Below are 12,672 nucleotides of genomic sequence, written 5' to 3' on the forward strand. Positions count from 1 at the left end.
TATGTGTGGAATAGTAGGTGTTTTGGGGCAGCACGAGGCCGCCCCTATTCTGGTAGAAGCCCTGAAACGGCTTGAATATCGCGGCTATGACAGCGCCGGGATTGCAACCGTCAACGACGGCGCATTGGGCCGGCGGCGCGCGGTTGGCAAGCTGGTCAACCTCAGCGATCTTCTGGTGCATGATCCCCTTCCCGGAAAATCCGGCATCGGCCATACCCGCTGGGCCACGCATGGCGCCCCGTCGGTCAACAATGCACATCCGCACAAGGCGGGCCCGGTGGCCGTCGTTCATAACGGCATCGTCGAAAACTATCGCGACCTGAGGGCCGAACTGGCCGAACATGGTGTTGATTTCCAAACCGAAACCGACACGGAAACGGTCGCCCTCATGACGGAACACCACCTGAACTCGGGCCTGTCCCCGGTTGAGGCCGCGTTCAAGACGATCGACCAGTTGGAAGGCGCCTTTGCGCTGGCCTTTCTGTTCGACGGAGAGGACGACCTGATCGTGGCGGCCCGCAAGGGATCACCACTGGCCATCGGTCACGGGGATGGCGAGATGTATGTGGGCTCTGACGCCATCGCCTTGGCGCCTCTGACCAACCAGATCACATATCTGGAAGAAGGCGACCGCGCGGTTCTGACGCGAACGTCGCTTGAAATCCGCAACGAATCCGGTGAGCTGGCCAACCGGGAAAAGCGCAAGATCAAGCTGGATCATACGCGCGCGGACAAGGGCGAGCACAAGCATTTCATGGCCAAGGAAATCGCTGAACAGCCCATCGTTGTGGCAGAGGCGATCCGGTCCTACCTGCCCACGGGCGGTGACCGCGTGGCACTGCCCGATGCCGATCTGGATTTCAGCAAGCTGGACCGTCTGACCATGGTGGCCTGCGGCACCGCGTTTTACGCCTGCCTGACCGCGAAATACTGGTTCGAGCAACTGGCCAAGATGCCGGTAGAGGTCGATATCGCCAGCGAGTTCCGCTATCGCGAGCCTCCGATCACGGATCGAACACTGGCGCTTTTCGTCAGCCAGTCGGGCGAAACCGCCGACACGCTGGCCGCGTTGCGGTACTGTGAGGGCAAGGCAGACAAGATCGTTTCGGTCGTCAATGTCCCCGAAAGCTCGATTGCAAGGGAAAGCGATATCGCCTTGCCAATCCATGCCGGTGTCGAAATCGGCGTGGCTTCGACCAAAGCCTTCACCTGTCAGCTGAGCGTGCTGCTGATGCTGGCGCTCAAGGCCGCAGCAGACCGGGGCACGATGACGGATGAGGACATCGCCGATCATGCCGCCGCTCTGCGCGGATTGCCGACCGTGCTGAACGCCGCGCTCGATCAGAACCGGGCGATCCGCAAAGCCGCCCAACGCCTGTCCGAGGCGCGCGACGTCCTGTTTCTGGGCCGTGGCCTGATGTATCCGCTGGCAATGGAAGGCGCGCTGAAGCTCAAGGAAATCAGCTATATCCACGCCGAAGGTTATGCGTCAGGAGAGTTGAAACACGGCCCCATCGCCCTGATCGACAAGCATATGCCCGTGGTCGTCATGGCACCCCGTGACACCGTGTTCGACAAGACCGTGTCGAACATGCAGGAAGTGATGGCGCGCAAGGGCAAGGTGATCCTGGTCTCTGATGATGACGGCATTGACGAGGCCGGCGACGGAGTCTGGAGCACCATCCGCATGCCGCATGTTCACACCAGTCTTGCACCGATCCTGTATTCGGTTCCCGCGCAATTGCTGGCCTATCACACGGCGGTTGCCAAGGGCACCGATGTGGATCAGCCGCGCAATCTGGCCAAGTCGGTCACGGTGGAGTGAATTATGGCCAAGCAGTTCCCGCAGCTTGAGGAAGCGCATCAAAAGTTCATCGAAGATCAGCATATGTTCTTCGTCGGCACCGCCGGGGCCGAAGGTCGTTTCAATATTTCCCCCAAGGGAATGGATTCGCTGCGGATATTGGGGCCGAACCGCATCGTCTGGATGAACCTGACCGGCAGTGGCAATGAAACGGCGGGGCATCTTTTGCAGGTCAACAGGATGACGCTGATGTGGTGTTCCTTCACCACGCGCCCGATGATCCTGCGCACCTATGGCACGGCACGTTGCCTGCATGTCGGGGATGATGGATGGGACGACTTTGCCGGCCTGTTCCCAAATCACCGAAGCGCACGGCAGATCTATGACCAGACGATCGACATGGTGCAGACCTCTTGCGGCTATGCCGTGCCTTTCTTGGAATTCCAATCCGACCGCGATACGATGCAGAAATGGGTGGATGGAAAATCAGACGAGGACATCCGCTCGTATTGGGTGGAAAGGAACAGCCATACGATTGATGGAAAGCCAACCGGCGTACCGATGTGAGCCCGATGCTGAGTGGATATCTAGATCAGATCAAAGCGCATGGTGACCCCGAGCGGGCGACCCAGATGGCCAGCTACCACAAGGCGGATCGCATATATCTGGGCGTCGCGAACCCGGTTCTCAACGACCTGACCAAGGCGTGGCGGAAAGAATTGGACGTACCGGCGCGGGTCGCATTGGCGGACGGGCTATGGCAAAGCAACATCCACGAAGGGCGGCTTGCTGCATCCAAGCTTTTGACTCAGGCACGCATCCGACCGGATGGGGCGGTTTGGAATTTGCTTCAAAGCTGGCTGCCGGATTTCGATGCCTGGGCCGTTGCGGACCATGCGTGCATGGCGATGCAAAAACGGCTTTCAGCAGATCCCGAACGGTTGGACGAGGTTGAACTGTGGACCCGGTCCGATCACATGTGGACCCGGCGCGCGGCCTTGGTCGCAACCCTGCCCTGGACCAAACAGAACCACCCCAAGCCTGACGATCTGCACCGCCGTGACCGCATCCTTGGCTGGGCTGCGGGATATGTTTCGGACCGCAACTGGTTCATCCAGAAATCCATAGCCTGGTGGCTGCGCGAACTGTCCAAACATGACCCAGAACGCGTGATCGCCTTTCTGAACCAGAACGGTGATGCCATGAAGCCGTTTGCCCGCCGTGAAGCAGGCAAATACCTGAAAAATCAGTCCACATAGACCTCAAGCTCGACAAGTTCGTCGAAGGGCACCAACAGGGCCCTCATGGCGTCCAGTGACAAGCGGCTGCCGCTGCTGTCCGGACCGGGAACCGGGACCAACGTAATATAGGCCTGCGCCCCGGTTCGTGGCACGACGACACGTGCCGTAACTTCGCTGTCCACCAGCGGTGTCTGCATCCAACGCCCCGGAGTGGTCGGATCCCCAAGCCCGGCGATGGTGGTTTTCGCCCCAACCCAGTTCGGGCGCGCGGAAACCGGTTCGGGCTGCAACACCTCTTCGGCAACTGCGGTGCCGGCTTCCGTGTCAGGCACCGTTTGGGCGGGCGCGTCGCCCCCGCCGAACACTCGGTCAGTCGTTGACTGCACGGCATCGCATCCGGCCGTCATTACGCATGTCAAAACAAGTATTTTCTTCATGCCGGAAACCTACAACCCTGCGCCCAGCTGTTCCAGCGCAAAGCACAGTTCGCCCTTGTCGCGAGCATGTTCCAGCTTTACCTATAATGGCATGACAGCTCCGCTAATCGACCCGTTTGCCCGCGCCATCACGTATCTCCGCGTCTCCGTCACGGACCGCTGCGACTTCCGCTGCGTGTATTGCATGTCCGAGAACATGACCTTTCTGCCCAAGAAAGACCTGCTGACTTTGGAGGAACTGGACCGGATGTGTTCGACCTTCGTCAGAATGGGGGTCGAAAAGCTGCGCATTACGGGTGGTGAGCCTTTGGTGCGTCGCAACATCATGACGTTCTTCAATTCGATGACACGTCATCTGGACAGCGGTGCATTGAAGGAGCTGACGCTGACAACCAACGGATCGCAACTGCACCGATTTTCCGATGATCTGTATGCGGCCGGTGTGCGTCGGGTGAATGTCTCGCTGGACACTCTGGATGATGACAAGTTCGCCAAGGTGACGCGCTGGGGTCGCCTGAAACAGGTTTTAAACGGAATCGACGCCGCGCAAAAAGCTGGCCTGCGGATCAAGATAAACGCCGTTGCCCTGAAAGGGTTCAACGAGCCCGAACTTCCCAAAATCACGGAATGGTGCGCCCAGCGGGATATGGATCTGACCTGGATCGAAGTCATGCCCATGGGTGATATTGGCAACGAAGACCGCCTGGATCAATACTGGTCGCTCAAGGACGTCCGGAAAGAATACGAAAACCACTATTCGGTCACCGATCTGGCCGAACGCAGCGGTGGCCCGGCCCGTTACGTGCGGCTCGAGGAAACCGGCCAGAAAATTGGCTTCATAACGCCGCTGTCGCACAATTTCTGTGAAAGCTGCAACAGGGTTCGCCTGACTTGCACGGGCGAGCTTTACATGTGCCTGGGTCAGGAAGACATGGCCGACCTGCGCGGCGCCCTGCGCGATCATCCCGATACCGAACAGCCACTTGAAGACGCAATCCGATCTGCGATCAATCTCAAACCCAAAGGGCATGACTTCGACTATTCCCGCCAAGCCGTCGATGGCCGGATGAGCCGTCACATGAGCCATACAGGCGGCTGATATGCCGGATCATGACGGCCGCCCCACGGCGTTGTACCATGTGTACTGCGCCCTAACGTCTCTGGCCGCGCCTCTGATATGGCGGGTCGTTCGGAACAAGCTGCGTGCAGCAAACGTACCTGATAAGCGGCAACAAGAACGCCTTGGCCATGCCAGCCTGCCCAGACCAAATGGGCGTTTGATCTGGTTCCACGCCGCCAGCGTCGGTGAAAGCCTTTCGGTCCTCAGCCTGATCAGACGGCTGGCAGACCGCCTGCCCGAGGCCGAGTTTCTGATCACCTCCGGCACCCCGACTTCAGCGGCACTGATCGGAAAACGCCTGCCGCCCCGTACACGGCATCAATTCCCGCCGCTTGACACGGCAGGCCCGGTCCGGCGCTTTCTGAACCATTGGCAACCAGAGGGCGGAGTTTTTGTCGAGAGTGAGATATGGCCGCGGTTGATCGTCGAAAGCGCCAGACACGGCGTTCCGCTGGCCCTTCTGAATGCACGACTGTCGGACAAGTCCGTTGCCGGTTGGAAAAAACGCCCCAGAACAGCGCGGTTCGTTTTGAACAAGTTCAACCTGTTCCTGACGCAAAACGACAAAACCGCAGCCAACCTGACAGCCATGGGTGCCCCTGCCGGCCGCGTCCGGCCCGGCACCAATCTCAAGGCCATGTCAGACCCTCTTCCCATAGACCACGGCACGCTGGATGACATCGGTTCTCAGGTTTCTGGCAGACCTGTGTGGATCGCCAGTTCAACCCATGCCGGTGAAGAGGAAATCGTTCTGGCCGCGCATCAATCACTTCTGGAACGCTGGCCCGATCTGCTGCTGCTGCTGATCCCCCGCCACCCAGAGCGCCGTTGCGATATCGCAAAACTACTGGACGCCTCCGATCTTAGCGCCGCGTTCCGATCAGATAGTTCCCCGATCGAAACCGAAACCCAGGTATATGTCGCCGATACATTGGGCGAGACCGGCACATGGTACGCTCTGTCTCCCATCGTGTTCCTGGGCGGTTCCCTGAAAAACATCGGCGGCCACAACCCTTTCGAACCCGCCCAGGCCGGAGCCGCCGTGATAACCGGCCCCGGATACTTCAATTTTGCTGAAACTTTCGCGCCGATGATCAAAGCCGGTGGCGCCATCGAGGTTCGAACCGAAACAGATCTCTCTGCGGCGGTCGACCTTTGGCTTTCAGACGATCAAGCCCTGACCCGGGCCCGCAGCGCCGCCCAATCCTGCGTCCAGACGCAAAGCAACGCACTGGACTCCGTCGTGGAAACGCTTTGCTGTTCGCTCAACCTGACGTGATCAGGCGGGATCCCTCTTCATCTGGCCAAAAATATCCCGGGGGTGTGGGGGCAGAGCCCCCACCCGCCCCATCAGGCCGCCGGCATCCGCTGCTCGACGATCTCTGCCCACCAGCTGCACCCGGCGGGAATCGCCTCATCGTTGAAGTTGTATTCCGGGTGGTGAACCATGGCCGTATCGCCGTTACCCACGAGAATATAGGCGCCAGGGCGCTCCTCCAGCATAAAGGCAAAATCCTCGCCGCCCATGACCAAAGGCGCATCGTCGCAATCGCCGGATACCGACCGGGCAACAGCTGCGGCAAACTCAGTCTGCTCTTCACTGTTCACCATCACCGGATACCCACGGATGTAGGTCACATCGGCGGTGCCTCCGAACGTTGCCGCCACACCATTGCAGATCTCATTGATCCGCTTTTCGGCCAGATCCCGCATATCCTTGCTCATGGTGCGCACGGTACCCTTGATCTGAACAGTCTGCGGGATCACGTTGAACGCTTTCGACGAGGTCTCGAACGACGTCACCGACACCACGACCTGATCGATCGGATCGGCATTGCGCGAGGAAATCGTCTGAAGCGCCAACACCGCCTGCGCGGCCAGTACCGTGGTATCTACTGTTTCATGCGGCTTGGCAGCATGACCACCGCGCCCTTCAAAAGTGATGTCGAACTGATCGGTTGCGGCAAAGAAAGAACCGGGGCGGATGGCGAACTTGCCCACAGGTTGACCCGGCCAATTGTGCATGCCGTAGACTTCCTGAATATTCCAGCGGTCCATCATGCCATCTTCACACATTTCACGACCACCGCCGCCGCCCTCTTCGGCAGGCTGGAAGATTACAACAACCGTGCCATCGAAATTGCGGGTTTCAGACAGGTACTTCGCCGCACCAAGCAGCATCGCCGTGTGGCCATCGTGGCCGCAGGCATGCATTGCGCCCGGCGTTTTCGAGGCATAGTCCAACCCCGTCGCCTCATGGATCGGCAGCGCATCCATATCTGCGCGCAGGCCGATCACCTTTCCCTTGCTGTCCGACTTGCCTTTGATCACCCCCACGACACCGGTACGTCCGATACCGGTCACCACCTCATCGCAGCCGAACTCCTTCAGCTTCTCGGCCACCTTCGCGCTGGTGCGGTGGGTCTCAAACAGGATCTCTGGATTTTCGTGCAGATCCCTTCTCCATTCCGTGATTTCATTCTGCAATTCGGCAAAGCGGTTTTTGACTGGCATGTCTATTCTCTCCTAATTCAGTTCAAGCCGCCGGCATTCGGCGCTCGACCATTTCTGCGAACCACGAACATCCGATCGGGATGATCTCGTCGTTGAAATCGTATTCAGGGTGGTGCAACCCGGCGCTGTCTCCGTTGCCCAGAACAATGAAAGCTCCGGGCCGTTCCTCCAGCATGAACGAGAAATCCTCGCCCCCCATCACCATCGGCGCCTCGATGCAGCTGCCCCCGACCGAGACTGCGGCCTCTGCCGCATATTCGGTTTGGGTTTCGGCATTGATCGTCACCGGAACGCCGCGCGAGTAATTGACGTTCACGGAACCACCGAATGTTGCTGCAATCCCTTCGGCGACCTCTTTGAGGCGCTGTTCGATCAGATCTCGCATCTGGTTGGAATGGGTTCGGACCGTGCCGCGTATCTGCGCCGATTGCGGGATCACGTTGAACGCTTTCGATGACATCTCGACAGACGTCACCGAAAGCACGGCTTGCAGGATCGGATCGGCATTGCGCGACACGATCGTCTGCAATGCCACGATCAGTTGTGACAGCATCACCGTCGTATCGACCGTTTCATGGGGTTTTGCAGCGTGACCGCCGCGCCCTTCAAGATGGATATCAAACTCGTCCGCTGCGGCCAGCAAAGGGCCCGAACGGATCGCGAACTGCCCGGTCGGCAGGCCCGGTACGTTGTGCATCGCATAGACTTCCTGAATGCCGAACCGGTCCATCAGACCGTCCTTGCACATGGCCTCGGCGCCATTCCCGCCCTCTTCGGCAGGCTGAAAGATCACGATTGCAGTGCCATCGAAATTGCGCGTCTCAGAGAGGTACTTTGCCGCCCCCAAAACCATGGCGGTATGCCCGTCATGCCCGCAGGCATGCATCGCGCCTGATGTCTTCGAGGCATAGTCCAGCCCGGTCTGTTCCTGCATCGGCAGCGCATCCATGTCGGCGCGCAGGCCAATCACCCGGCCCTGCGTGTCGCTCTTTCCCTGAATGACCCCGACCACGCCGGTGCGACCGATGCCTGTAACGACCTCATCACAGCCGAATTCCTTCAGCTTTTCCGCCACCAGCGCGCTGGTGCGATGCGTGTCGTACAGAATTTCCGGATGTTGGTGAATGTCACGCCGCCAGCCTGTGATCTCTTCGTGCATCTCTGCAAGGCGGTTTTTGATCGGCATGTCACTCTCCCTCAAATTAAGCCACGGGCAATCGTCGTTCCACGATCTCGGCAAACCAACTGCAACCGGCGGGAATCGCATTGTCGTCAAAATTGTATTCCGGGTGATGGCACATGGCCGTGTCCCCGTTCCCGATAAAGATGTAAGCTCCGGGCCGTTCTTCAAGCATGTAGGCGAAATCTTCCGACGGCATGATCGGATCAGTGCTGTCATTGACCTTGCCCGCCACGGCCTCGGCCGCCTCGGCAGCGTATGCCGTCTCAGCCTCGGAATTCACAGTCACAGGATAGCCGGGCGACCAGACGACATCTGCCTTTGCGCCGAAGGCCGAGGCCGTATCCTCGGCGATCCTGCGAACGCGCTCTTCTGCAATGGCGCGGTATTCGGGGTCGAGCGTCCGGACGGTCCCCTGCAAGCGGACGGTATGCGCGATCACGTTCGACGCGACACTGTCCGTTTCAAACGTACCCACGGTCAGCACCACGCGTTTGATCGGATCGACGGTGCGCGCCACGACGGATTGCAACGACACGACGATATGCGAGGCCACCAGCGTGGTGTCTACCGCGTCATGCGGTGCAGCCGCGTGTCCGCCCTTGCCGGTGATCGTGATTTCGAATTCATCAGATGAAGCCAGCAATGCGCCGGGTCGGATCGCGAATTCGCCCACCGGCAACCCCGGCATATTGTGCATGCCATAGACCTCATCAATGCCCCAGCGGTCCATCAGGCCGTCCTGACACATGGCCAGACCGCCTGCGCCACCTTCTTCGGCGGGCTGAAAAATCAGAACAACGGTGCCATCGAAGTTTCGGGTTTCAGCCAGGTACTGGGCGGCCCCAAGCAGCATCGAGGTATGCCCGTCATGCCCGCAGGCGTGCATCTTGCCCGATACAGTCGAGGCATAGTCCAACCCCGTCGCTTCTTCGATCGGCAATGCATCCATGTCAGCGCGCAATCCGATCACGCGCCCGGTCGTATCCTGCCGTCCCCGGATCACAGCCACGACACCCGTCCGGCCAATTCCCGGCGTGATCTCATCCACACCAAATTTCTTGAGACGCTCGACAACGAAAGCAGCCGTTTCATGCACGTCATACATCAGTTCAGGATGTGCGTGCAGGTGGCGGCGCCACTTGGTAATATCACCATGCATCTCTGCAAGTCTGTTTTTGACTGGCATCTCAAGACCCTCCCCTGAACCACTGAGGCCACGTTGAATGTTACGCCGCGCTCAGCCTTTCAACCAATCGTTGCATGAACCCATGCCCAGCTTCGAATTGCGCGATCGATATGAACTCGTTCGGCTGATGAGCCTGCGCGATATCGCCGGGGCCGCAAATCACGGCTGAATACCCGGCCGCCTGAAACTGCCCTGCCTCGGTCCCATAGCTGACGACGTGACTTGCGTTGTCCCCGGTCAGGGCGCGCACCAAAGCTTCGGCTTCTCCGTCCTGTTCGGGCACCAGCCCCGGGATCGCGAAATGTTCAGACAGTTCGATGCGCGTATCGGGGTGAACGGCCTGCATCCGAGCTTCGACCTGGCGGACCTGTTCGATATAGGCATCGCGCCATTCAGCCTGCGTTTCGTCCGGCACCGTGCGGAAATCCATCATGAAAGTGCAGTCTTTGGCGGTGATGTTATGGGCTGTCCCGCCTTCAATCATGCCGACATGACAGGTTGTCCACGGCGGGTCAAATACGGCTGCGATTTCGCTCGGCTCAGCAGCCATGCTTTCGGCATTTCGGTGATTTGCCCAATCAATCAAAGGCGCCGCCGCCATGATCGCGTTCACGCCAGTGTGCATGATCGAGCTGTGCACTTCGAACCCGACGATATGTGTATCTATGCCGAACCCGCCCTTATGCCCCGTCACCGCCTGCATCATCGACGGCTCACCCACTATCACTGCCGATCCCTTGGGCAGAACCTGTTGCATTGCTTCAATCATCGGCGGCGCACCGGTGCATCCGACCTCTTCGTCAAAGCTGAGCGCCAGCTGAAGCGGCCGGCTGATATTGGCATAGTGTGCTTCGACCAGAGCCCAGATGGCCAGGGCGTCAAACCCCTTCATGTCGCAGGTGCCGCGACCGAAGTACTTGCCGTCTTTCTCGGTCACCGTGAAAGGATCAGTGTCCCACGGCTGACCGTCCACCGGCACGACATCCGTGTGACCGGACAGAACCACCGCACCTTCTTCCAATGGACCAACATGCGCAAAGATCGCGGCCTTGTGCGGTTGGTCCGGATCTGGCCAGCGGTGGCTTTCGATTCCGTGGCCTTGCAAGTAGTCCTGAACCCAATCCACCAGCGGCAGATTGGAATCACGGCTTACGGTCGGAAATGAGATCAGCAGTGTCATGATCTCAAGCGGAGTCAGGCGTTTCGCCATTTGGGTCAATACCCGCTGTCCGTGGTCAGAATGAAGTGCCCTGCCTCAACCTCTTGATATTGCGAAGGTTCCGGCGTGTAGTTGGTGGGATGAATAGGAGAAGGGATCGGTTTGAAATTCAGATCCTTTTCCGATTTCCGCTTGTTCGGGTCTGCGATCGGAACCGCCTTCATCAGCGCCTGCGTATAGGGATGTTGCGGGTTCTCGAACACCCGCGCCCGGGGCCCGAGTTCGACAATGCGCCCCAGATACATGACCCCGACATAGTGGCTGACGCGTTCGACAACGGCCATGTCGTGGCTGATGAACAGGTATGACAGGCCCAGCTCGGACTGCAATTCCATCATCAGGTTCAGAACCTGCGCCTGCACCGACACGTCAAGGGCCGAGACCGCCTCATCCGCAATGATCAGCTTGGGGTTCAGGGCCAAAGCGCGGGCAATTGCAATCCGCTGACGCTGACCGCCCGACATTTCATGCGGGAAGCGACGCATGAAGCTGCGCGGCAATTGCACCTTGTCGAACAATTGTGCCACGCGATCCTGAAGTTCGGATCCCGATGCCACACCATAATTGCGCATCGGCTCGGCCACTTGGTCGACCAGCTGCATCTGCGGGTTCAGCGACGCGAACGGGTCCTGGAAAATCATCTGCATGTCCAGCCGCGCCTTGCGCAAACCAGATGGATCAAGCTTCATGATATCGACACCGTCCAGATCAATCTCGCCCGCCAAAGGCTCAACCAGCCGCAGGATCGAGCGCCCAGCCGAAGACTTGCCGCACCCGGATTCGCCGACAAGACTGAGCGTCTGACCTTTGTTCAGAGTGAACGAGACATCCTCGACCGCATGAACGTTCGAAATCGTGCGCCGCAAAAGCCCGCCTTTGACCGGGAACCGTGTTGTCAGGTTCTTGACGGTCAGCAGAACCTCTTCCGTACCCGGAATTGGTGCAATTTTCTGCCCTTCGACCCCCAGTAGCTTCATCGGCTCGGGCGCAGATTTACCCTGCATCTCGCCCAGTTTCGGCACCGCGGCCAGAAGCGCCTTGGTATAGTCGTGCTGCGGGTTTTCAAAGATTTCCTTGACCGTGCCTTCTTCGACCTTGTTGCCGCGGAACATCACCACCACGCGGTCAGCCATCTGGGCAACCACGGCCATGTCGTGGGTGATGAACATCACCGCAGTTCCGGTTTCCCGCTTGAGGCGGTCCATCAAGGCCAGGATCTCGGCCTGAATGGTCACATCCAGCGCCGTGGTGGGTTCGTCGGCGATCAACAGGCGCGGCTCACAGGCCATCGCCATCGCAATGACAACACGTTGGCGCATCCCGCCCGACAACTCGTGAGGGTATTGTTTCAGACGGCGCTCGGGCTCTGGGATACGGACCTGACGCAGCAGTTCCAGCGCCCGTTGCTCGGCCTGCGCCTTCGTCATGTCCTTGTGGATGCGCAGACCTTCGGTTAACTGCCGGCCCACGGTGAAAACGGGGTTCAGCGCGGTCATCGGCTCTTGAAAGATCATCCCGATCTCGTTGCCGCGAATCTGTTTCATCAGATCCTGATCGGCCTTGGCCAGGTTCATTTTTTCGCCATCGCGGCGATCAAACAGCAGTTCGCCGCCCGCGATTTCGCCGCCACCAAACTCGACCAGACGCATCAAAGACAAAGATGAAACCGACTTCCCCGAGCCCGATTCGCCAACGATACAAACGGTTTCGCCTGGTTTGACCTCGAACGAGACGTCCTCAACACCAACAACGGGACCGTCCTTTGTCTGAAACTCCACCCGCAGTTTTTTGATTTGAGCAATAGGCTGATCCAGCACGTGCGCGCTCCCTTGACGAGGTAATTCTTGTTCTGAGTGCCGAACGCTACGGCGGGCCACCGGGAAAAGTCAAACCCATTACACATTTTCGCGACGGCACCACTTGCATTTTTCTCAAGTTCTGTTTCGATACCCAACGTAACCGCCTTGG

11 protein-coding genes are annotated in these 12,672 nt (G+C 59.0%); 5 read left to right on the forward strand and 6 right to left on the reverse strand.

Going from position 1 to position 12,672, the window contains the following annotated elements; translation table 11 throughout:
- The first annotated feature begins 1 nt into the window (after nt 1).
- Genes glmS through ACR0I0_RS06245 form a run of 3 tightly spaced genes read left to right on the forward strand, consistent with a single transcriptional unit; the run spans nt 2 to nt 3,063 of the window.
- Nucleotides 2–1,825, forward strand: coding sequence for a glutamine--fructose-6-phosphate transaminase (isomerizing) (gene glmS, locus ACR0I0_RS06235; protein ID WP_171231295.1), 1,824 nt, complete (start codon nt 2–4; stop codon nt 1,823–1,825).
- A gap of 3 nt (nt 1,826–1,828) precedes the next feature.
- A complete protein-coding gene (locus tag ACR0I0_RS06240; protein ID WP_480490597.1) occupies nt 1,829–2,371 on the forward strand; it encodes a pyridoxamine 5'-phosphate oxidase family protein in 543 nt (180 codons plus the stop codon).
- Nucleotides 2,372–2,376: 5 nt separating this feature from the next.
- Complete coding sequence (locus ACR0I0_RS06245; protein ID WP_171631105.1) at nt 2,377–3,063, forward strand: DNA alkylation repair protein; 687 nt, start codon at nt 2,377–2,379, stop codon at nt 3,061–3,063.
- Here ACR0I0_RS06245 and ACR0I0_RS06250 read toward each other — a convergent pair.
- Nucleotides 3,051–3,482: a hypothetical protein gene (locus tag ACR0I0_RS06250; RefSeq protein WP_171631103.1), complete on the reverse strand. Its 432-nt coding sequence runs from the start codon at nt 3,480–3,482 to the stop codon at nt 3,051–3,053. The two genes, ACR0I0_RS06245 and ACR0I0_RS06250, sit on opposite strands and share 13 nt — an antisense overlap.
- Nucleotides 3,483–3,573: 91 nt before the next feature.
- Here ACR0I0_RS06250 and moaA point away from each other — a divergent pair, with 91 nt between their 5' ends.
- Complete coding sequence (gene moaA, locus ACR0I0_RS06255; RefSeq protein ID WP_171631101.1) at nt 3,574–4,581, forward strand: GTP 3',8-cyclase MoaA; 1,008 nt, start codon at nt 3,574–3,576, stop codon at nt 4,579–4,581.
- A gap of 1 nt (nt 4,582) precedes the next feature.
- Complete coding sequence (locus tag ACR0I0_RS06260; protein ID WP_480490600.1) at nt 4,583–5,881, forward strand: 3-deoxy-D-manno-octulosonic acid transferase; 1,299 nt, start codon at nt 4,583–4,585, stop codon at nt 5,879–5,881.
- 71 nt (nt 5,882–5,952) lie between these two features.
- On the opposite strand, the gene ACR0I0_RS06265 is transcribed toward ACR0I0_RS06260, so the two are convergent.
- The 5 genes from ACR0I0_RS06265 to ACR0I0_RS06285 are packed head-to-tail and all read right to left on the reverse strand — an operon-like array spanning nt 5,953 to nt 12,521.
- A complete protein-coding gene (locus ACR0I0_RS06265; protein ID WP_171631096.1) occupies nt 5,953–7,116 on the reverse strand; it encodes a M20 aminoacylase family protein in 1,164 nt (387 codons plus the stop codon).
- A gap of 22 nt (nt 7,117–7,138) precedes the next feature.
- On the reverse strand, nt 7,139–8,302 hold the full coding sequence (locus ACR0I0_RS06270; protein ID WP_480490602.1) for a M20 aminoacylase family protein: 1,164 nt from the start codon (nt 8,300–8,302) through the stop codon (nt 7,139–7,141).
- A 16-nt stretch (nt 8,303–8,318) separates the two neighbouring features.
- Entirely contained in the window at nt 8,319–9,485 is a 1,167-nt protein-coding gene (locus tag ACR0I0_RS06275) for a M20 aminoacylase family protein (protein ID WP_480490603.1), read from the reverse strand.
- A gap of 40 nt (nt 9,486–9,525) precedes the next feature.
- Nucleotides 9,526–10,695: an acetylornithine deacetylase gene (gene argE / locus ACR0I0_RS06280; RefSeq protein WP_480490604.1), complete on the reverse strand. Its 1,170-nt coding sequence runs from the start codon at nt 10,693–10,695 to the stop codon at nt 9,526–9,528.
- A gap of 5 nt (nt 10,696–10,700) precedes the next feature.
- On the reverse strand, nt 10,701–12,521 hold the full coding sequence (locus tag ACR0I0_RS06285) for a dipeptide ABC transporter ATP-binding protein (protein ID WP_171631087.1): 1,821 nt from the start codon (nt 12,519–12,521) through the stop codon (nt 10,701–10,703).
- Nucleotides 12,522–12,672 lie beyond the last annotated feature (151 nt).

Source organism: Ruegeria sp. AG6, assembly GCF_056541565.1.